General features: G+C 47.1%; 20 protein-coding genes and 1 pseudogene. 7 read left to right on the top strand and 14 right to left on the bottom strand.

Translation table 11 applies throughout. From position 1 onward, the window contains the following. Nucleotides 1-104 precede the first annotated feature (104 nt). The 3 genes from ACDJ59_RS28090 (at nucleotide 105) to ACDJ59_RS28080 (ending at nucleotide 2,926) form a co-directional block, all read left to right on the top strand. Nucleotides 105-1,106 carry a cation diffusion facilitator family transporter gene (locus ACDJ59_RS28090; RefSeq protein ID WP_143781454.1) on the top strand — a complete coding sequence of 334 codons (1,002 nt, stop codon included), beginning with the start codon at nucleotides 105-107 and terminating at the stop codon, nucleotides 1,104-1,106. A 172-nt stretch (nucleotides 1,107-1,278) separates the two neighbouring features. Then, nucleotides 1,279-2,175 (top strand): Abi family protein, encoded by an 897-nt coding sequence (locus ACDJ59_RS28085; protein ID WP_413406933.1) that lies wholly within the window; start codon nucleotides 1,279-1,281, stop codon nucleotides 2,173-2,175. Between the two features lie 250 nt (nucleotides 2,176-2,425). Continuing rightward, complete coding sequence (locus tag ACDJ59_RS28080) at nucleotides 2,426-2,926, top strand: hypothetical protein (RefSeq protein ID WP_036667859.1); 501 nt, start codon at nucleotides 2,426-2,428, stop codon at nucleotides 2,924-2,926. 331 nt (nucleotides 2,927-3,257) lie between these two features. On the opposite strand, the gene ACDJ59_RS28075 is transcribed toward ACDJ59_RS28080, so the two are convergent. Genes ACDJ59_RS28075 through ACDJ59_RS28060 form a run of 4 tightly spaced genes read right to left on the bottom strand, consistent with a single transcriptional unit; the run spans nucleotide 3,258 to nucleotide 7,044 of the window. Continuing rightward, a complete protein-coding gene (locus tag ACDJ59_RS28075; protein WP_413406932.1) occupies nucleotides 3,258-4,331 on the bottom strand; it encodes an ABC transporter substrate-binding protein in 1,074 nt (357 codons plus the stop codon). After that, the gene (locus ACDJ59_RS28070) at nucleotides 4,328-5,137 is read right to left on the bottom strand and encodes an ABC transporter permease (RefSeq protein ID WP_036612847.1); all 810 of its coding nucleotides are present in this window, start codon (nucleotides 5,135-5,137) and stop codon (nucleotides 4,328-4,330) included. The genes ACDJ59_RS28075 and ACDJ59_RS28070 overlap by 4 nt, the downstream gene beginning before the upstream one ends. After that, entirely contained in the window at nucleotides 5,112-5,945 is an 834-nt protein-coding gene (locus tag ACDJ59_RS28065) for an ABC transporter permease (RefSeq protein WP_017691799.1), read from the bottom strand. The genes ACDJ59_RS28070 and ACDJ59_RS28065 overlap by 26 nt, the downstream gene beginning before the upstream one ends. Continuing rightward, entirely contained in the window at nucleotides 5,935-7,044 is a 1,110-nt protein-coding gene (locus ACDJ59_RS28060) for an ABC transporter ATP-binding protein (RefSeq protein WP_036612848.1), read from the bottom strand. Before ACDJ59_RS28060 ends, ACDJ59_RS28065 begins: the two co-directional genes overlap by 11 nt. A 255-nt stretch (nucleotides 7,045-7,299) precedes the next feature. Here ACDJ59_RS28060 and ACDJ59_RS28055 point away from each other — a divergent pair, with 255 nt between their 5' ends. Beyond that, nucleotides 7,300-8,652, top strand: coding sequence for an MFS transporter (locus ACDJ59_RS28055; protein ID WP_413406931.1), 1,353 nt, complete (start codon nucleotides 7,300-7,302; stop codon nucleotides 8,650-8,652). A gap of 309 nt (nucleotides 8,653-8,961) precedes the next feature. On the opposite strand, the gene ACDJ59_RS28050 is transcribed toward ACDJ59_RS28055, so the two are convergent. From ACDJ59_RS28050 to ACDJ59_RS28040, 3 genes are all read right to left on the bottom strand, one after another. Further along, nucleotides 8,962-9,429 carry an NUDIX hydrolase gene (locus ACDJ59_RS28050; RefSeq protein ID WP_413406930.1) on the bottom strand — a complete coding sequence of 156 codons (468 nt, stop codon included), beginning with the start codon at nucleotides 9,427-9,429 and terminating at the stop codon, nucleotides 8,962-8,964. A 154-nt stretch (nucleotides 9,430-9,583) separates the two neighbouring features. After that, nucleotides 9,584-10,798 (bottom strand): nitric oxide synthase oxygenase, encoded by a 1,215-nt coding sequence (locus tag ACDJ59_RS28045; RefSeq protein ID WP_413406929.1) that lies wholly within the window; start codon nucleotides 10,796-10,798, stop codon nucleotides 9,584-9,586. A 127-nt stretch (nucleotides 10,799-10,925) separates the two neighbouring features. Beyond that, nucleotides 10,926-11,405 carry a Dps family protein gene (locus tag ACDJ59_RS28040; RefSeq protein WP_413406928.1) on the bottom strand — a complete coding sequence of 160 codons (480 nt, stop codon included), beginning with the start codon at nucleotides 11,403-11,405 and terminating at the stop codon, nucleotides 10,926-10,928. 361 nt (nucleotides 11,406-11,766) lie between these two features. On the opposite strand from ACDJ59_RS28040, the pseudogene ACDJ59_RS28035 reads away from it, so the two are divergent. After that, nucleotides 11,767-12,117 (top strand): annotated as a pseudogene (locus ACDJ59_RS28035) (cupin). A gap of 71 nt (nucleotides 12,118-12,188) precedes the next feature. Here ACDJ59_RS28035 and ACDJ59_RS28030 read toward each other — a convergent pair. Next, nucleotides 12,189-12,359: a hypothetical protein gene (locus ACDJ59_RS28030; RefSeq protein ID WP_413409930.1), complete on the bottom strand. Its 171-nt coding sequence runs from the start codon at nucleotides 12,357-12,359 to the stop codon at nucleotides 12,189-12,191. Next, complete coding sequence (locus tag ACDJ59_RS28025) at nucleotides 12,360-12,926, bottom strand: HAD family hydrolase (protein ID WP_413406927.1); 567 nt, start codon at nucleotides 12,924-12,926, stop codon at nucleotides 12,360-12,362. It lies immediately after the preceding gene. A gap of 284 nt (nucleotides 12,927-13,210) precedes the next feature. Between ACDJ59_RS28025 and ACDJ59_RS28020 the strand changes: the two genes are divergently transcribed. Both ACDJ59_RS28020 and ACDJ59_RS28015 read left to right on the top strand, forming a co-directional pair. Beyond that, nucleotides 13,211-13,474 carry a hypothetical protein gene (locus ACDJ59_RS28020; RefSeq protein ID WP_413406926.1) on the top strand — a complete coding sequence of 88 codons (264 nt, stop codon included), beginning with the start codon at nucleotides 13,211-13,213 and terminating at the stop codon, nucleotides 13,472-13,474. Between the two features lie 160 nt (nucleotides 13,475-13,634). After that, nucleotides 13,635-14,066: an SMI1/KNR4 family protein gene (locus ACDJ59_RS28015; RefSeq protein WP_413406925.1), complete on the top strand. Its 432-nt coding sequence runs from the start codon at nucleotides 13,635-13,637 to the stop codon at nucleotides 14,064-14,066. A 180-nt stretch (nucleotides 14,067-14,246) separates the two neighbouring features. Here the strand turns inward: ACDJ59_RS28015 and ACDJ59_RS28010 are convergent, their stop codons facing one another. The 5 genes from ACDJ59_RS28010 to ACDJ59_RS27990 form a co-directional block, all read right to left on the bottom strand. Beyond that, the gene (locus ACDJ59_RS28010; protein WP_413406924.1) at nucleotides 14,247-15,986 is read right to left on the bottom strand and encodes an adenine deaminase C-terminal domain-containing protein; all 1,740 of its coding nucleotides are present in this window, start codon (nucleotides 15,984-15,986) and stop codon (nucleotides 14,247-14,249) included. 176 nt (nucleotides 15,987-16,162) lie between these two features. Continuing rightward, nucleotides 16,163-17,221: an ABC transporter ATP-binding protein gene (locus ACDJ59_RS28005; protein WP_413406923.1), complete on the bottom strand. Its 1,059-nt coding sequence runs from the start codon at nucleotides 17,219-17,221 to the stop codon at nucleotides 16,163-16,165. Between the two features lie 18 nt (nucleotides 17,222-17,239). After that, a complete protein-coding gene (locus ACDJ59_RS28000) occupies nucleotides 17,240-18,031 on the bottom strand; it encodes an ABC transporter permease (RefSeq protein WP_017691790.1) in 792 nt (263 codons plus the stop codon). Between the two features lie 4 nt (nucleotides 18,032-18,035). Beyond that, complete coding sequence (locus ACDJ59_RS27995) at nucleotides 18,036-18,857, bottom strand: ABC transporter permease (protein WP_413406922.1); 822 nt, start codon at nucleotides 18,855-18,857, stop codon at nucleotides 18,036-18,038. 279 nt (nucleotides 18,858-19,136) lie between these two features. Further along, entirely contained in the window at nucleotides 19,137-20,075 is a 939-nt protein-coding gene (locus ACDJ59_RS27990) for a nucleoside hydrolase (RefSeq protein ID WP_413406921.1), read from the bottom strand. Nucleotides 20,076-20,119: the final 44 nt, after the last annotated feature.

Genomic DNA, 20,119 nt, shown 5'->3' with positions numbered 1-20,119 from the left:
GATATGTCAAAGCGGTTATAATAACATTTAGTGGAAATGCACATGCTGTATAGATAAACTGCCTTTTCTACACCTAATACATTGATCTGGGAGGAACAACCGAAGTGGCTGAACAACCGAAGTCTGAGAGCTTTATGTCTCTTGTCAAAAAAGGAAACACATCCTCCGCCGTAGCGATGGCTGGTAATGCCGTTCTTGCTGTGTGCAAAGGGGGAGCCTTCCTATTCAGTGGCAGTGGCGCCATGTTCGCTTCGGCGATGCATTCATTGGCCGATGCCATTAACCAAGGGTTTGTCTTTGTCGGAAGTGTGTTGTCCGAGAAAAAACCTACACGCCGCTTCCCGACCGGATTCGGACGGGTCATTAACATTTTCTGCATGATCGCCGTGATTGTTGTTACCATTATGGCGTATGAAACGATCCATGAGGGGATCCACCTGCTCCAGCATCCTGTTGGTCATACCGGCGGTCTATGGATTAACATCGGAGTGCTTGTTCTGAACATTCTGATCGACGGTGCCATTCTGATCAAAGCCATGAAGGAAATCCTCAAAGAAGCACGCGCACCCAAAGCCGCTGGATTTGCCTTGGTCCCTGCTGCCATCAAAAATGTAGGCCGTGCTGCACCGCCGACCCGTCTCGTATTCTATGAAGATGTTGTCGCTGTACTCGGTGCTCTGCTTGCATTGATCTCTGTCGTGGTCATTGCCTTGACCAATTTTGCATTGCTCGATGGTATTGTGACGACGATTATTGGATGTCTGATGATCGCTGTAGCCTTCCGGGTTGGTTACGATAATATGATTGGATTAATCGGGGTAGCGGCTCCCCAGGATATTGAGGACAAAGTGTCCCAAACCATTCTGGCAGACACGCACGTTGCCGACATTCAGATGATGCGTATCATTCAGGAAGGCCGTTATTATCATGTGGAAGGTCTGATTGAACTGACCAAAGGACTCAGCCTTGCCGATGCAGATGACATCAAGTTCCGTATTCAGGAAAAGTTGATGACGAACCCCGACATCGCCGACGCTGCCATCTCCATCATTGAGGATGACGGCGTGAACAGCTGGGGCAAGAAACATTCGGATGTGGTGAAATAACAAGCTTCGTTTTGGGTGACTCAGCTTTACCCTTCAGTAGTTACTCAATTTAAGTTTAACTGTTGACTAAACAGTCAACGAATCGTATATTGTTAATAACAGATCTCGCCCGCACCTCTGCTTATGCATGTGGAACAGGGCGAGACATTTTTGCGTTATGGGGGTATTTTCCTTGCCAGATGAGGTTCAGCTACGTGAAATGAAAGCGCCTACTACATATGAAGAACAGCTCGAAAAGTTTAAAAACCGAAAAATGACAATTGAAAATGATGTAGAAGCAATTACAATCCTGAAACGCATTCACTATTACAGGTTTACTGCATATGCCTTAACTTTTAAACAGGATACCTCGGACAACTACATTGAAGGAACGACTTTCAACAAAGTGTATAAGCATTATTTGTTTGATGCAGCCCTTAGAAATCACTTTATGAAGATTGTCGAGTACATCGAGATTGCCTTAAGATCACAAATTTCATACAAGCTCGCCCACAAGTATGGTTCTCTTGGATATGCGAATGCCGCTAATTTTTCTAAAATTCAATTTCACCAACGCTTTATGGAGGATTTGCAAAAATGCATTCAAAAACAGCACAAAGAAGTGCTTATTGCTCATCATAGAGAGAATTACCAAGATAGATATCCTATCTGGGCGGCCTTTGAAGTCAGTACAATTTCTATGATGTCCTCACTCTATAAAAATTTAAAAACGTCTGACAAAAAATCTATTGATCGAGAATACTACCCTTCTCGAAACATAAGTTATAGGGAACTTGAGAACTGGTTCCACGTCTTAACTGTTTTTAGGAATAGATGTGCTCACTACAGCAAACTTTTTAATTATAGAATCCCTGTTACCATAAGATACACACGAAATGATGAATTATTAGGCTTAGACAAAGCCTTTCTTTTTGGAGCTATCTACAATGCGAAGTACCTGATAAAGGATAGAACAATCTGGGATAGTTGGGTGACTGAGCTATCCTCATTAATCGAAGCTTACACTATAGTTGATATATCCCTTTTGGGATTCCCTACAAACTGGGAGCATCTGCTACGAAAGCAATGATAATTCTCTCTTGCAACAGCAAGCCTAAATCACATTTTTCTGTGTAACTTGTTCACCACCGTTTGGCACGGATTGTTTGCATGAAAAAGCGGCTGAGCATCTTTCGAACCTAGACTTAGGTCTAGGTTCATTTTAACTCCAAAGGCGGAGGATATACTTTTCCAGTTCATGGTATGCTGTGAATAACAAAGTAATTGCTCTACATACAACCGTTCGGAAAATTGATCTTGTATTAAGAAGGAGAGATATTATGGCTAAACGTACGATCCTTGCGCCTGTTCTCATTTTGCTGGGCGTGTACCTGATTCTGAACCAGGGAGGTTCACTTGGTCCGGGTACGATCTTTGCGACTTTCTGGCCCACGTTATTCGTGATTCCACTCGGACTGTTCTTCCACTGGCTGTACTTCTCCATGATTGGCAGAGGTGTTGGACTTCTGGTTCCTGGTGGGTTACTGCTCACTGTCGGTATCGTGTGTCAGATCGCCATGCTATTTAACAACTGGAGTACAATGTGGCCGGGCTTCATTCTAGCTGTTGCTGTTGGTTTGTTCGAATTGTATTGGTTCGGTGGTCGGAACAAATGGTTGCTGATCCCCATCAACATTCTAACGGTTATCTCGCTGCTGTTCTTCGCTGTGATGTCGATTGGTACGATGCTGAGCAGCTTGAGCTTTATCCAGCCGTTCGTGGCGATTGTGCTGATTATGGGTGGGGCTTGGATCATGGTGGGTCGCAAAAAACGCATGTAGTGGCAATTATATAAGATGAATGGGGTGCGATTAACTGAGTCACTGCGGTGACAGCACAACTTCGGATCGCTGTTATCCCCGGATTTTTTTGAATCCCATCTAGCAATGGGAAAATCCGTTGATAAAGGCGACCGCTTCGCTTCCTTCGTTTGTTCTGTCCCCTCCGTTAACGTGTGATCTTAAATGTTCATCTTATATGGCACTTCAAGCGCTATTGCTCTGAAGTAAGTAATAAAAAAGGGGTGCTGCTCGTCATTCAATTGAAATGACGAGCAGCAACCCTTTTTGTCTTTTTTTCAAATCTAACGAACTGTGCACACCCTATTGGCGGTTATTTGCTGTGCATTTTAAACTCCAGGAATAGGTCGTTATAATGCGAGAGCATTTTTTTGCCCAGATTATCGTAGACCTCCAGCTTGCCTGTCAGTTTCTCGTCCGGATAGAAGCGCTCATCCTCCGAAATGTCCTCTGGCAGCAGCTTAAGTGCCTCGGCGTTTGGTGTGGAATACCCGACATACTCCGCATTGCGAGCGGCATGATCAGGGTCCAGCATGAAGTTGATAAACTGGTGTGCCCCTTCAATATTACTCGCCGTCTTCGGGATAACCATGTTATCGAACCAGAGGTTCGAGCCTTCTTCTGGCACCATGTAATCCAGCTTGTCGTTCTCATCCATAATCTCGGATGCATCCCCAGACCACACAAGTCCAACTGCAGCTTCCTCATTGGCGAGTAACATTTTGATCTCGTCTCCGACAATTGCTCTGACGTTTGGCGTCAATGTAGACAGCTTCTTCAGCGCTTCTTGCAGATGGTCTTCGTTGGTATCATTCAAGGAATACCCGAGACTGTTCAACCCCATCCCAATGACTTCGCGTGCGCCATCAAGGAGCAGGATTTGATTTTTCAAACGCGGGTCCCACAGGTCGTTCCAGCTATCAAACGTCAACCCATCCACCAGCTCAGGATTGAACACAACCCCCACTGTTCCCCAGAAATAAGGGATCGAGTACTTGTTGCCTTCGTCAAAGGACAAGTCCAAGAACCGCGGATCGATGTTGCTCAGGTTAGTCAATTTGCTGTGATCAATTGGAACGAGCAGGTCTTCCTCTTTCATTTTGCTAATCGCATATTCAGAAGGAATTGCCACATCAAACGTGGTTCCCCCCTGCTCAATCTTGGTCAGCATCGCTTCATTGGAATCAAACGTCTGATAGATGACCTTAATGCCCGTCTCGTCCTCAAATTCCTTGAGCAGATCGGGGTCGATATAATCGCCCCAGTTATAGATGGTCAGCGTGTTGCCGCCAGAATACCCCTGACTCTTGTTCAGATACGAAGCCAGGATCATCAGGGCAAAGGCGGCCACGAATACAATTGCAAATGTCCGTACCAGTTGCTTCATGGTCGCAGCCCCTTTCCTCCGGGAGGTATCCGTGTTGCACGGCGGTTAATGAAGTAATATCCGACTACCAGCAGCACCGTGAGCAGGAATAGCAGGGTAGACAAAGCATTGATGGACAACGAAACGCCCTGCCTTGCTCTGGAGTATATCTCTACAGAGAGTGTAGAGTACCCATTACCCGTGACAAAGAATGTTACTGCAAAATCATCGAGCGAGTACGTCAATGCCATGAAGAATCCGGCAAAAATACCCGGTTTCACGTATGGCAGCACCACACGCGTCAGAATCTGCCATGATCCTGCGCCCAAATCGCGTGCCGCATCCATCAGGGTTGGGCTCATTTCCTGCAGCTTTGGCAGCACCATGATGACGACAATTGGTACGCTGAATGCGATATGAGACAGCAGGACCGAAGTGAAGCCCAGTTTGATGCCAATCATGGTGAACAGGATCAGGAATGACGCACCAATGATGACATCCGGACTCACGATCAGCACGTTATTGAGTGACAGCAGCGTGTTCTTGGTCCGTTTGCGACGCACATGGTAGATCGCCAGTGCCCCTGCTACACCAAGAATCGTTGAGATTGCTGATGACAGGAGCGCAATGATAAATGTATTCAGCACAATGATGAGTAGCCGAGTATCAGCGAACACCTCTTTGTACCATTCAAGCGTGAATCCTTCGAAGCTGCGCATGTGGCCGCCACTATTGAAGGAGTAGAAGATCAGGTACGCAATCGGTGCGTACAGTATGGCGAATACAACGGCTAGGTAAACGTTAGACAGCTTTCCGTTTCTTCCCATTACGCACCTCCTTCTTGCCTGACCCAGTCAGGAACATAATAATCGCCATCGCAATAATCAAAAAGACGGCAATCGTTGAACCCATCCCCCAGTCCTGGGTGACGAGAAAATGCTGTTCAATCGCTGTTCCCAGCGTAATTACACGGTTTCCCGCAATGAGGCGGGTAATCATGAACAGAGACAGCGCTGGAATAAATACAGCCTGACAGCCTGATTTCACCCCGCTAATCGTCAACGGAAAGATAACCCGGCGGAATGTCAGCCACGATGAGGCTCCCAGATCACGCGCCGCGTAGATCAACGATGGATTCATTTCTTCCAGCGCATTGAAGATCGGCAAAATCATGAATGGAATGAAAATATACACCGAGACAAAGATAAAGCTGAAGTCGGTGAACAAGATCTGCTGTGTACCAATACCCACCACTTCAAGCAGGGAGTTGGTCAGACCGTACGTTCCGAACAGGCCTATGAAGGCGTACGCTTTTAGCAAAAGATTGATCCAGCTTGGCAGAATGATCAGCAGCAACCATAGCTGCTTGTGCTTCGTCCGGGTCAGCATATACGCCGTTGGATACGAGATCAGCAGTGAGAACGCCGTAATCAGAAATGCATACCAGAACGAACTGAGCGTCATCTGCAAGTACACCGGTGTGAAGAATCTGGCGTAGTTGCCAAACGTGAAGTTACCCTCCACATCGAAGAATGAATAATAGATGACCAGCAGAACCGGCGCCACAACAAACAACACCATCCATAATACATATGGAATCAGATACGCATTGCGTGTGCTGGCCTTAGTCTGCATGAGCGGCCTCTTGGTAGGCTTCGAGTCGTTTGTCGAACTCTTCTTCGGTCTCGTTAAAGCGCATGACGTGTACCGCTTCCGGATCAAAATACAGTCCAATCCGTGCGCCTACAACGGCTTTTTTGGTTGAATGAACAAGCCACTCATTGCCCGCATCATCGTACGTGGATATCTCGTAATGCACCCCGCGGAATAACTGGGAATCCACATTGACCTTGAGTTTGCCTTGGTCTTCGGTTGTAATCTCCAGATCCTCTGGGCGAATGACAATCTCTACTGGCTCGTCCCGCTGGAGACCCTGATCGACACACTCGTGCTGTGCGCCAGCGAATTCCACCACAAAGTCCTGCTTCATTTTGCCCGATACAATGTTCGATTCCCCGATAAAGTCTGCTACAAAACGGTTAATTGGCTCATCATAGATATCATTCGGTGTACCGCTCTGTTGAATCACGCCGCCATTCAGGACAAAGATCTCATCGGACATCGCCAAGGCTTCTTCCTGATCATGCGTAACAAAGATAAACGTGATGCCCAGTCGCTGTTGCAGCTCCCGTAGCTCGTACTGCATTTCGGTCCGTAATTTCAAATCGAGTGCCGAGAGCGGCTCGTCCAGCAGCAGAATTTCAGGCTCGTTCACAATGGCGCGTGCAATAGCAACACGTTGTCGTTGTCCGCCGGACATTTCGCCAATTTCCCGGTTTTCATACCCGGATAGATTGACGAATTTGAGGGCTTCCAACACTTTGCTGCGAATTTCAGCCGTTTTCATCTTTTTGATCCGCAAACCAAAAGCCACGTTCTCAAATACATTCAAATGTGGAAATAACGCGTAATCCTGAAATACGGTATTCACCTGCCGTTGGTGAGCAGGCACCCGGTTGATGAGCGCACCGTTAAAATAAATACTGCCCTGTGTCGGCTCCGCAAAACCGGCAATCAGCCGCAATATCGTTGTTTTCCCGCAGCCCGATGGGCCAAGAAGCGTATAAAATTTACCCCGCTCAATCTCAAAGCTGACCGCCTTCAATACGGCTTCATCCTGGTCGTATTGCTGAGTCACCGCTTCGAAGCGGATAATCGGTTGTTGTTCTGACATGCTTCACATCGCCCCCTTATACTTGAGGTACCTCTTAAGTCTGTACACTTTTCGTTCATGCATCCTTATAGATAACCCATCTATTATATATGATTCAGGTATATCCGCAATGGTTTTGATGTAAACGCCGCGTGTCATTTCTTCTTATTTTCAAAAATCCTGCATACATTACGGGTAATGTCGATAATACGTACCCATATGGAGTAAATGAAGGATTTTAGGATTCCATTTTATGTGTGAGAGGAGTCTTGGCTCTTGGATATTCGTCGTAACCTGCCTTTGCTGATGACCATTTGTTTCTTAAGTCAGATGGGCGGATTCATGATCCTGCCCCTATTTCCTTTGTTTATTGAGGAATTCGGCCTGTCCGGCTGGATGATGGGGGTTATTTTTGCACTCTTTTATGTGGGGAAAGTAATTGGTGGCGTTCCAGCAGCGGCAATTTATAAGAAACTAGGTGGTAAAAAGGCTCTCATCCTGATGCTGATCCTGCTGGCTGTCTGTATGGGTGGCTTCGCATTGTCTTCTGCTGCGGTATTATTCGGCCTGCTACGACTGCTGCAAGGGCTCGCTTCCACCGGCCTTACCGTGGTCGTACGTTCCATCATCGGGGATGGGGGCAATGTAGACAACCGAGGACTGTACAATGGATACATCAGCAGCAGTGAGGGCGGCGGCATGGTGCTCGGTCCGGTCATAAGTGGCTGGCTCGCGCTGCACTGGCCATTATCGGTTCCTTTTTTGCTCGTTACCGTATGTTGTCTGATGGCCGTGGTCGCTGCGATGGGGATGAAGACTACGGCACAAGCTAGAGCTAATCATGAGTCTGGGAATACGTTAAGTGATCACCTATTAGAAGATCATTCGGCTGTCGTTAAGCAAAAACCTCTGGACAACTCAGCACACTCAGTACTCCATATGGATGACACCCCTCCTTTACCTTCAACAACATCTGATGCACTGCATACGCAAGCTGCGGATACCGCCCTATTCAACCAAGCTCCCAATTCAACAATGTCTGGCCCAACTACAAGGCTCACACAGCGGCAACAACTGATCGGCTACGGTACAGTACATTTCCTGGAGATGAGCGCCTATGCGGTGTTTCTCACCTATTTTGCACTGTATGCAGCTCACATCATGCATTGGGACCCGTTTGCCACCAGTCTCGCCTTCACCGTCTCAGGGATTTCTACGCTTGCCGCTGCTCCCTTTGTCGGTTATCTCTCTGACCGGATGGGCGATCGTCTGTTGCTCTGCATGCTTGGCATGTTCCTGATCGGAATCGAAGTTGTTGTATTTCTAAGCACATCCTCCCATCTGTGGGTCTACGCTGGCATGCTGATTGGCGGGGTTGGCGGTGCATGTTATATGGATTCGTTCTTTGCTCATATTGGTGATCATATCCCTGACGAGAGTCGAAGCTCTGTCATAGGCAAAATTGTCTCTGCGGCCGAGATCGGCTCCATCGTGTCTCCACTGGTTGCTGCGTTACTTATGGAAGTTGGATCGCTGTACTCTGTATTCGTGTTCAACCTGCTGCTGATTGCTGCTGCCATTGTAGTTCAGGCTGTAATGCGAAGTCGGTACAAGACAAGGCGGGTGTAAACGCAAAAGGGAGATGTCCCACAAGTCATGAATATGACGGAGGACATCCCTTTATTGGCATAATCATTTTCTAACGAACTATGCAAGTATTATTCGATCCAATTTCCACAGGGCTGTAGTGTAACGAATCACAGAGGCGCTATTTCCTTATTCTGTTGCTCCTGCATCGGTTTCAGGCAGGTTGATGCCGGAATAACGCCTCTGAAGGTCGTTAGATTTATCATTCCACAATAATTCGTCCTATAAGACGCACTCAGTTCGTTAGCTTTACAACTCGCGAGATAAACCATTTCGGTGGCAACCTCTCGATTATATTTCCCCCAATAATGTTGCTATGTGTACTGCATTTTCTTGGATTTTGCTTTTTAAGTAAGGGTCGGTCCTTTCAGGCAATTCCGTTGGTTTGTAAAACTTTGCTTCAAGAACTTCAACCCCATCTGGCTTCAGTTCTCCCTCATACTCTGTGCAAATATAACCAATGACCACATTGTAGTATTCATGCCCATTTCTTAATTTCGTATATAACTCTTTTCCTGAGAAAACGCCGTACAGATGGAGTTTCTTAATCTCTATCCCAATCTCTTCTCTGACCTCTCGCATTGCAGACTCTTCCACCGATTCGCCGAGCTCCATAAATCCACCCGGTACTCCCCACGTATCATCCAGATGTCGAACTAATAGAATCTCACCTGTCTTGTTCAAGATCAATATACTCGGTCTCAACAAAATAACAGGAGCATTGCCAACCATTCCTCGCAACGTTTCAATATAACCCATGGATTGTTCCCTCCCCTATGTGAAGTCAAAGTCATGGCTTCATTATAGGTGTGTTATATATTTCCATATAGAGAAAGAATCTTTTCATTTTTTTCCTATTTTAAGTTCTTCGTTTGATAAAAAAGGATCACAAAAAATAACCCGTCCGCACAATTTAATGTGCAAACGGGCATTTCATTGGTGTATCTCCGGCCTGTGGCTGGGGATTATTCTCTACCTGTGCATTCTGCTGCTCGCTGCTTCGCGGCTCTGCGGCAGATGCCACGCCATCTTTCAGGGTATACGCCTGATCCTGACGGAAAAAGTTCGGCTTCACGATCTCATTACGATAGGAGCTGTGGAAAATATGCGTCGTCGCCGGAGAGACTGGCGGAATCAGCCACACCCAATCCCCGGTCAGCTCACGCCCAGCCTTCTCTTCCCGCTGTTCAAACATAGCAAATTGCGCTGCCGCCGTGTGGTGATCCACAATGCTCACGCCTGCTTTTTTGAACGAATGCAGCACAGCCACATTCAGCTCAACTAACGCTCGATCTTTCCACAGCGTCGTTTCACTCGACGTATTCAATCCAAACGCTGCCGCCACCGCAGGCAGCTTGTTATACCGGAACGTATCCGCCAGATTACGGGCGCCGATCTCGGTACCCATATACCAACCATTGAACGGCGCTGCCGGGTAAGATATGCCGCCAATCTCCAGTCGCATATCGGCGATCATCGGCACACCGTACCAGCGCATGCCAAGCTCCGCAATCTCCGCTCGCTCCGGGTGTTCAATCATCACTTCCACAATCTCTTCTTCGGGTATAACATACCACTCTGGAGCTTGTCCTTGCGCCTGAATAATGAGCGGTAACACATCATAGGGGCTACCTGCCCCTTGCCAGCCAAGTGACATCGCCGCCTTGGTCAGTTCCACCGAAGCAGGATCTCCAATAATACCTTGCTCTGTCTCATATCCCGCATAACGAATGAGCTGATGATTCCATAGTCGTACCGGAGTTCCATTCGGCCCATCCGGTGGAAGAATGGTAATCATCGGGATTACTTTGCCACCGTTGGATGCTACATGGATATGATTCAGCACAGCTTCCGCTGCCGTTCCTGCCGTATCAGCGTGACGGGCGTCCACGATCCGCAATTTATCCCAGAACAGCCGCCCGATACAGCGGTTGCTGTTCCGCCATGCCATTTTACAACCCTGCTCCAATTCCTCAGTGGTATGCACATAAGTACCGGTTACTTCGATCTCTCCAATAACGGCAACAAGCCGGGCCTGCACGTCTTCACGCGAATGGCCCAGCTCTTCATAACATGTATATATAAACCATTCAGCTTCTTCCTGCAATTGTTCCAGGTCTGACCGCATCGTTCATTCCACCATTCTGTACATCTTGAATGCCATCATTATACGGCAAGCGCACCGGATTTGTAAGCGAACGGACACTTTGTTCACGGACTCTACATATCGTTGTCAGGATGTAGGGTGACTTTGCTTATTTGCCCAGAAATGCGTTTAACATCCAGACCTCTTTATCCAGGGCAGCAGTGAATCCAATCAGCATATCTTCCGTTGCGTTATCTTCCGCTTCTCCTGCTTCGTGAATGCCTTGACGAATCACTTCCACCATCGTACGCAGATCAGCAACTACCGATTCTACCATACGCTCAGCAGACAACTGTCCTTGTGCCTCTTCAATTGGAGACAGACGCAGCTGTTGAGCCATTGTAGCCACCGGACGTCCACCAATAGCAAGCAAACGTTCTGCAACTTCGTCCATATTTGCCGTAGCCAAGTTATACAGTTCTTCGAATTTGGCATGCAGTGTGAAGAAATGTGGTCCTTGGACATACCAGTGGAAGTTATGAAGTTTCGTGTACAGTACGGACCAGCCTGCGATCTGACGGTTCAGGACATCTTGAAGTGCTGTGGCGTTGTTAGCAAAAGTGTTGTTTCTAGTTTGGATTGTGCTCATGGAATTTATCCCCTCTCGAATATAAAAATAGAATTTGAAATTTATAATGGATTGCTTTGATTCGCTTCTTTTTAATTTAGACTTAATCTAAATCTTGTTTTAATTATAACACCGCATATACGGTTTGGGAAGGCTTTTACACTGTCTTGTAAATGAAGATTCCATGAAGTACAGCTTCATAGAAACGTTGGTACAGACAATTAAAAAACTGAGGAATGTAAGCAAACTCTCCCCAACCTATTGGAGCTATGATAGACTCATCTGATTGGATTATCCATAAATTAGTGAATTAGGATGATACCCATCATAAAGATAGTTACCATTATAGGAAGTTAACTTAGTCACTATTGCGGAGGTAAACATGAGGATATTTCAATTTAAACAAGAGTCAGGTAAGGAGATTACGAAATTCGATTCGAATTTCGTAATGTCACGTATAACGCAGACCAACAAAGCAGCTCATATCGGATGTATGCATTTAGCTGAGGGTGGGGTCATAGGTTATCACCAAGCTGTGGTTCCTCAACTCCTTTTAATAGTAAGCGGGGAAGGTTGGGTTAGAGGGGAAACAAATGAATACATCGAAGTTCGTTGTGGAGAAGCGGTTCTCTAGGATAAACATGAATGGCACGAAACCAAAACAGAAGCTGGACTTATGGCAATTGTAATTGAAAGCGAAGAGTTAGACACCTCATTAATGATGCCTTTATAGAAGGTATAATATAAAAAAGCAGACCTGCACCTAAGACGGTAACAAGACTGCTCCTTTAAACATAAATCTCCTTAAGCTTGAACAAACTCAAAAGTCAGAATACGACTGATCTCTTCATAGCTTGATGCTACAAAATGAGGTTGATGATCAGATTCCGGCAGCGCCTCCCGATGGTTGAACCAGATGACTGTCCAGCCTGCATCCACTGCACCTACCACATCATTACGCCACGAGTCTCCGATCTAATAGCTGGAACGGGCATCAGTCCCTGTCTGCTTACTCACATAATTGAACAACCTGCGATCCGGCTTCGCATAACCAGTCGTACCGGAGATGAAGACCAGATGCTCGTCCACGAGACTGAGCACATCCAGTGCTTCAAGCTTGCGGCGCTGATGCTCTCCTTCTCCATTGGTGATTAGACCAACGGTATGGCCTTCTGCCTGAAGCCTTCTGATCAGCTCATACGCTCCTTTAAAAGGTACAATCTCAAACTGTCTGCTCAGATACTGTGCTTGCAGTTCTTCAGCCTGTCCCAATTGTAAGGGGAGTCCAAACTCCTCCATCGTCAACTCAAACCTCCGACGGCGCATTCGCTCTACTGCATCCGCTTCTGGTACAGCGGACAGATCTTCTTGTGCAGACAGCCAGTCACTATAATAACGAAAACGATGATAGGCCTCAGCATAAGGGAAATCATCCGGCAGGCCGAGAACGTCCTGCAACGCACCACGAAGCGGCTGCAAGTGATCATATAAAGTATCATCCACGTCGAAAAATATGGTTTTAGCATTATTTATCTCATTCATAATCGTTGTCTATCCTCCTGCTTTGAGTCCAAACATTCTCTTCTTACTATATATGTATTCAATTGTCCCGTCCAAAGGAGGATTTCTGGCTGTGTATCTTCAAAGTGAGGATTATGGTTCCAATCAGATTAAGACATCGGGAAGACACGTTCTAATTATGTTAAAATTAGGATGAACAACATCAGAGGTGATGCTTATGTTTAATCCAAAAGTCTTCTTCTATTAGTTGTGCTAAGGCCATGGCTCTCGAAGCCAAAATCTAACCCGGCACAACGGGGATGAAGATGTTTACACACGAAGAGATTCAATCTTGGGAAAATGAAACAGCTTTTGTACAGAAACACAACAAGAAGTTCATTGATCCAAGAAAAGCAAAGCTGAAAGATCACCGTAAAGGAATCAAGAGCACGCATTACAACAAAGAATGTAAACCTGCTCGTAAACAGCATTATCGTCTGTATAGAACCAAAATGAAACGTCTCATGTACCATGAGAAGTATGATCTCCTGCACAATTATAAACGTACGAGTGGTTGGCTTACCTGGTAAGCAAGAGTTAGAAAAGGTAGTCCTACATAACTCTTCCTATTGTTATTTGGTATCAACGGTAGGGCCATTCTATGAAGGGCTGCCTTCTTTTCATCGAACAATAAGACGATATTTCATACAAATCATATGATTACATTGCATAATGCGGGAGGACTCCTTCATGTGGAAAGAATATTTCAAGGGAATTTCAGAAGAGTATACGTTCAGTTCTCCTGCATCTGGAGATGAAATTGCAAAGGTTGAGAGCTTGTTCCACGTCACTCTGCCTCATGAACTAAAGGAAATACTGCTGGAAACCAATGGGGTAAGAGCCATTTATGATTTAGGACTAATCTGGTCAGTAGATCGAATCAATAATGAAAACAAACACTATCGTGACGATCACTTCCAAGATTATTATATGCCATTTGATAATCTGGTTTTCTTCGGGGAAAGTGGCATTGGCGATTTATTCGCGTTTCCAGTGACGGGGGATGGAATCTGTAGAGCAGACGTGTTTGTATGGAATCATGAGAATGATAGCCGAAAGTGGGTTGCCCCGTCGGTGTCCAAATACGTGGAATGGTCATTACAAGGGAAGATTAAAATCTAATTCATGTTTCACTTGCAAGATTAAGCATACAAAAACATTATTTCGAATCCTTTGCTTGAACAACAATACCCCGTGACACCACTTACCGTGGCGAAACGGGGTATACGGCTTTTTATACTACATTTACTCTACTATCATACAATCTAATTGGAGGTACATCACAGAATGTGTGTATTCTAATTAGATTACTAACGATACAACCTTACCTGCATTCACATCAATCAGGCCATGGTCCGTGATCTTCAATGCCGGACTTACCGCAAGAGAGTGAGTGCTGATCGACATGATCGGATTGTAATGCACATATCCAAGAGACAACATCGCTGCTCTCAATTCCTTCACTTGATGGGACACCACTGCAAGTGGTTCTTCCGTCAAAATGCCACCTACGGGAAGTTCCAGATGGGACAGCACCTTGCCATCTTCCACCACGCAGAAACCACCTTGGCTCGAAATTACCGTGTTAGCTGCCAATATCATATCTTCACGATTACGTCCTACAACCAGCAGGTTGTGATTGTCGTGTGAATATGTCGTTGCAATAGCACCACGCTTGATGGTGTCTCCACCGATCAGACCATGTGCACGATTGCCGTTCACACCATAACGTTCAAAGGTCGCGATTTGTGCATATCCGCTTTCTTCCCATAACAATTCGCCATCCGAAGACTGAACCGGTGCAATATGTTCTTCCACAAAAGTAGAACCATCCTTCACCATCATGACACGGCATTGGTACTCACCTTCACCAGCGAGAGCAACGCCTAATCCACTGACTTTTGGGTCTGACAACTGAATTGCAAAATCTGTTACACCCAACTTCTCCAATTGTACACTCTTATAGAAGTGAGGTGGGAACTGCCCGGTTATCCGTTCCTGCTTATACGGTTCGTAATCGTCATAAGCTTTGCGGCCGTTTTTGTACACCTGGTCAATAGAGAGCTCCTCCAGGTTGGATAACAACACATAATCGGCCACTTTGCCTGGGGCAACGCTGCCACGATCGGTCATTTTCATCCGGGAAGCAGGAGTGGATGTTGCTGCATAGATCGCGTCTTCCGGACGCATCCCCATCTGAATTGCCTTGCGTACGATATGATCCAGATGACCACGCTCCACCAGTGAATCCGGCATTACATCATCTGTTACAAAGCAGAAATGCTGCGCCACATCATGTTGAATCAGGTACTTCATGACTTCCGGGGTCATTGATTTCTCTTGAATTTCAATAAACATACCTGCCGCAATCCGCGCCTGTAATCCCTCAATGCTCTGATGAGTATGATCGGAATCGACACCTGCGTAGATCAGTCGATGCAGATCAAGTCCAAGCAGTTTCGGTGTGTGACCTTCGATCACCAGATCGGGATAGTTTTTGCGAATATGCTGTAAAATCTGGTTTGTCTTGCACTCCGGATCACGAATGACATCGACATAGTTCATGATCTCGCCCAGACAGATGATCTCTCCAGTCGCGAGCAACACGTCCATATCTTCAATCTCAATCGAACCGCCTGTTGTCTCCATCGGGGTTGCCGGAACGGAACTCGGGATCGCATAGAACATATCCACTGTCGTCTCCCGACTCACAGCCATCATCTCCTGCACACCCTCCAGCCCGAATACATTCGCCATCTCATGCGGTTCCGCTACAATGGACGTTACCCCGCAGCCAATCAGACCATGAGAAAAGGTTTCCGGTGTCACCATCGTGCTTTCGATATGTAGATGGATATCGATCAAGCCAGGAATCATGTATCTTCCCCGCGCATCAATGACTTCGTCTGCCTGAATCAACTCAGGTCCACCGGGTCCAACATACAGGAATCTGCCGCCCAACACAGCGACGTTGTTCATTTCAAACCGTTTATAATAACTGTTATACACATGTACATTTACAATTAGTTGATCTGCACGCATGGGGCATAATCTCCTTCTTCACAAGCATTTCACCACGATGCGAACCGGACAATGAACCTGCACTTTAATCTGCTGTACTGCACATGACTGCGCACCGCTGCCATCGTCCGGGAATCATCGCATGAAATGCCTTCTTTGTTGCTCTTATTTCTTAATACTGTTCCTTACATTCACGACTACTCCACCAGTACAAGCTTGTCCTGTGGGAAGATCAGGCTAACACGTTGCCCGCTAAGGTATGGTGTTTCCATCTCTTGATTTGCTGTAAAGTCACCGAGTTCCGTCTCGATCACATATTGATAACTGCGTCCCAGATACGTGCTGACCTTGATAATGCCCGGCAAGGCGTTCACCACATCCGCAGAGGTATCTCCACTAACGATCAGATCATCCGGACGAATCGCGCCTTTACGTGCACCAGGACGTGCTGTTCCAGGATGTGCGGTTGCTGTAAATGTGCGTCCACCTGCGCTCAGTGTGATTAATTCGCCTGCATCCCTGCGCTCCGCGAATTCAATGAAATTATGGAACCCGATGAATCGTGCTACAAACTCCGTTGCCGGATATTTGAAAATGGTTTCCGGGCGGTCGAGCTGCTCAACCACGCCTTTGTTCATAATCGCTACCTGATCCGAGATCGAGAAACACTCTTCCTGGTCATGAGAGACATACAGCGTTGTGATGCCCAACTCTTGCTGAATACGGCGAATCTCCACCCGCATGTTAAGGCGCAGGTTGGCATCCAGGTTACTGAGTGGTTCGTCGAACAAGAGCAGGTCAGGCTCAATGACCAATGCACGAGCAATGGCTACACGCTGACGCTGTCCACCGGACAGTTCTTGTGGAAAACGTTTCTCAAATCCATTCAGGTTAACGACTTCCAAGATTCGCATCACACGGGAAGAAATATCCTTGTCTTTTACCTTACGCATCCGCAGGCCAAAGGCCACGTTGTCATAGACAGACAGATGCGGGAATAACGCATAACTCTGAAATACAAATCCGAAGTTCCGCTTGTTCGCTGGAACCTTCGTATAATCCTTGCCGCCGAACATAAACTTGCCCTGTGATGCTTCCAGAAATCCGGCGATGAGGCGCAGCGTAGTTGTTTTGCCGCAACCGCTCGGTCCGAGCAGGGAGAGCAGTTTACCTTTTTCCAGCTCCAACTGAAAATCCTTCAGGATTATCTGCTTATCGTATGCCACGGATACGTGGTCTAATGTCAGCAATGCCATAGCGTTCTGCGCCTCCAATTAACGTTTAGTAAAGTATGAAAATCCGCCCATGATCCGTTCGATCACGAACATTAAGAGTCCGGTCAGTACCATCAACAGCACGGAAATCGCTGCAATTGTTGGGTCAAAATAATTCTCCACATACGTCAGCATCTGGATCGGTAATGTGCTTACCCCTGGTCCGGTCATGAACACCGAGATGTCCACGTTGTTGAAGGACTCCAAGAAGGCAATCAGCACCGCAGCGATAATTCCTGAGCGGATGTTAGGCAGCACGATCGTGAAGAACGTTCTTACCCGTCCCGCACCAAGACTCAGCGCAGCTTCTTCCACTGCAAAGTCAAAGCTCGACAGACTCGACGCGATAACTCGAATGATAAATGGAAGCATGATAATCGTATGACCGATCAACAGTCCAAGATACATCGGCAGATGGTAGATTACGATCAGGTATTTCATCAATGTAAAACCAAGTACGATTCCCGGAATCAGTACCGGGGACAGGAACAGTGCGTTCAGCACGGACTTGCCTTTGAAATCGTAACGACTAAGTGCATACGCAGCCGGTACTCCGAGCACCAGCGCCAACAGGTTCCCCAGCAGGGAAATGATGATGGACGTCTGGAATGTGCGGAGGAAACCGCCTGTGTTGAAAATATTCTCATACCAGCGGAAGGAGAACCCTTCCGGCGGAAATTTGAGTACCGTTCCCGGTTCAAACGAAGTGACCGATATGATCAGAAGCGGGCCCAGCAGAAAGATAAAGACCAGCAGACTGAACAGGCCCAGCCCGATATGTTTCTCCCGCATATGTCTACCCCTTCGGATTTAAAGTTTTGGCCATTTTGTTCATGACACCGACGACGACAAATGTAATCACAATCATAATCGCGGCAACAACCGAGGCCAGATACCAGTCGTTGAGGGTCATGGCGTTTTGATACAGGAACGTAGCAATTACACGTTGCTTACCTCCAAGGAGGGCGGGTGTGGTATACGCCGTCAGGCTTCCGACAAAAACAAGCACGGCTCCGATCACAAGTCCTGGCACAGCCAGTGGGAACACAACCCGGCGGAATGCCGTAACGCGTGATGCACCCAGACTTTGTGCTGCTTTGAGCAGGTCACCGTCAATGTTCTCAAGTACACCGACCAGAGAGATAATCATCAGTGGCAGGAACAGGTGTGTCAGACCAATCATCATGGCTGCCGGCGTGTACAGAATGTCCAGCGGCTTGTCCACGATGCCCAGGCCAACAAGGGTGTTATTGATCAACCCTTTGCGTCCAAGGATAATCATCCAGCTGAACGAGCGCACGACCGGGCTCGTCAGCAGCGGGAAAATCGCCAGTGCCAGCAAAATGCCTTTGCGGCGCGGCGCTTTCTGCGAAATATAATAAGCTGTCGGGAATCCGAGCACCACACAGACGATGGTGGTGACCACGCTGACTTGCAGCGTCGTAAGCAATATTTTCAAAAAGTATGGGTCTCTGAAAAAATGCATGTATCCTTCAAACGTGAAGGAGTTTTCTTGGAAAAACGTCGACCCGATCGTCAGGACAATCGGAATGATCATAAATGCCGCCAAAAACACGAATCCCGGCAGCAATAGCCAGTAGATTACTGATTTCTTCATCGCGATACTCCTGACTTGTAAAATGGTTTTATTCACACGTTTCACTGGCGCACATTTCAAAAATAAACGTCCATGTTTATCGCACCAGCCGTTCCGGTTACGAATCGTTCTTACGATCGCTGTTATCCTTGGATTTTCTTGATCTCCTTCTTAATAGAAGGAAAAATCCAAGGATAAAGGCGAACGCTTTGCTTCTACAGAATCGATTTCGTCCCCTACACTACCAGCGAAATAGGTGGGTTGATTTTAGACTGAACCCCAATGCCGTGAAGATCACAACTACGCGTTTAACGCGTTGATAAACAGTTCAAGGAATGCTTCCGCGTCTACGGTTTCGCAGACGAGGGTGTTGGGCTGCTCACCCAAACGGTTTTGGAAGTCACATACCATCTGGCCATCGCACAGGCGGCTGGCGGTTTCGACATCGACATAATACGATTTACGTCCAACCAGTTCGGGGGCAAGGGCTACGCCCACGGCTAGTGGATCATGTAACGCGCAAGCGCGGACGCCGTTCATTTGTTCGTATCGGTTGATGTAAATCTCTGTGCTTTGAGCAACGTACGCGCGCAGTGCAGGATGTGTGAGACGCTCAATCGTTGCTTCATTCAGCAATGTTTGACGCGTCACATCCAGTCCGACTTGAGTAAGCTTCTCGATGCCTGCGTGCAGTACAATGCGTGCCGCCTCTGGATCAGCGTATGTGTTGTACTCGGCGGTTGGTGTAATATTGCCGTGTCCGCGAACAACACCACCCATGAAGATGACTTCCTTCAATAAAGAAGGCAATTCAGGGCACTTCATTAGCGCGAGGGCCAAGTTCGTTAAGGGTGCAGTCATGATTAATGTCAGTTCGCCCGGATACAACTTGGCTTGCTCCACGATAAAGTCTGGCGCAAAACCTTCCTCGGCTTTCTTAGACAAGGCAGGATCAGGCAGCGCACCACCCAATCCGTCCTGTCCATGTACCCGGTGTTCATAATGCGACTTGCGAGTGAGCGGTCCAGCTGCTCCGGCAATGACCGGAATTTCAGGTGCACCCGCGAGTTCAAGAATTTTGCACGTATTCTCTGTTGCCTGCTGGAGTGATACGTTCCCACAGACTGTGGTGATGCCGAGAATGTCCAACTTCCGGCTTTTGACGGCCAGCAAAATCGCCAGTGCATCGTCAATCCCCGTGTCCACGTCCAGAATGATGCGATTTTGCGCTTCACTCATCCGTTCTCAACTCCTATACGGTAATTGGTTGCTTGCTGCAAATG

This window comes from Paenibacillus amylolyticus, assembly GCF_047302515.1.
Lineage (GTDB): Bacteria > Bacillota > Bacilli > Paenibacillales > Paenibacillaceae > Paenibacillus > Paenibacillus amylolyticus_G.
Note: the sequence above shows the minus strand (reverse complement) of the source record. Positions and strands in the feature narration are given on the sequence as shown.

Bases quoted from the DNA above. Each gene is read 5' to 3' on its own strand.
- ACDJ59_RS28045 (WP_413406929.1), bottom strand. From the start codon at position 10,798: ATGCGGTCAGACCTGGAACAATTGCAGGAAGAAGCTGAATGGTTTATA.
- ACDJ59_RS28040 (WP_413406928.1), bottom strand. From the start codon at position 11,405: ATGAGCACAATCCAAACTAGAAACAACACTTTTGCTAACAACGCCACA.
- ACDJ59_RS28005 (WP_413406923.1), bottom strand. From the start codon at position 17,221: ATGGCATTGCTGACATTAGACCACGTATCCGTGGCATACGATAAGCAG.
- ACDJ59_RS28010 (WP_413406924.1), bottom strand. From the start codon at position 15,986: ATGCGTGCAGATCAACTAATTGTAAATGTACATGTGTATAACAGTTAT.
- ACDJ59_RS28075 (WP_413406932.1), bottom strand. From the start codon at position 4,331: ATGAAGCAACTGGTACGGACATTTGCAATTGTATTCGTGGCCGCCTTT.
- ACDJ59_RS27995 (WP_413406922.1), bottom strand. From the start codon at position 18,857: ATGAAGAAATCAGTAATCTACTGGCTATTGCTGCCGGGATTCGTGTTT.
- ACDJ59_RS27990 (WP_413406921.1), bottom strand. From the start codon at position 20,075: ATGAGTGAAGCGCAAAATCGCATCATTCTGGACGTGGACACGGGGATT.
- ACDJ59_RS28070 (WP_036612847.1), bottom strand. From the start codon at position 5,137: ATGGGAAGAAACGGAAAGCTGTCTAACGTTTACCTAGCCGTTGTATTC.
- ACDJ59_RS28020 (WP_413406926.1), top strand. From the start codon at position 13,211: ATGTTTACACACGAAGAGATTCAATCTTGGGAAAATGAAACAGCTTTT.
- ACDJ59_RS28015 (WP_413406925.1), top strand. From the start codon at position 13,635: ATGTGGAAAGAATATTTCAAGGGAATTTCAGAAGAGTATACGTTCAGT.
- ACDJ59_RS28050 (WP_413406930.1), bottom strand. From the start codon at position 9,429: ATGGGTTATATTGAAACGTTGCGAGGAATGGTTGGCAATGCTCCTGTT.
- ACDJ59_RS28060 (WP_036612848.1), bottom strand. From the start codon at position 7,044: ATGTCAGAACAACAACCGATTATCCGCTTCGAAGCGGTGACTCAGCAA.
- ACDJ59_RS28025 (WP_413406927.1), bottom strand. From the start codon at position 12,926: ATGAATGAGATAAATAATGCTAAAACCATATTTTTCGACGTGGATGAT.
- ACDJ59_RS28000 (WP_017691790.1), bottom strand. From the start codon at position 18,031: ATGCGGGAGAAACATATCGGGCTGGGCCTGTTCAGTCTGCTGGTCTTT.
- ACDJ59_RS28065 (WP_017691799.1), bottom strand. From the start codon at position 5,945: ATGCAGACTAAGGCCAGCACACGCAATGCGTATCTGATTCCATATGTA.
- ACDJ59_RS28080 (WP_036667859.1), top strand. From the start codon at position 2,426: ATGGCTAAACGTACGATCCTTGCGCCTGTTCTCATTTTGCTGGGCGTG.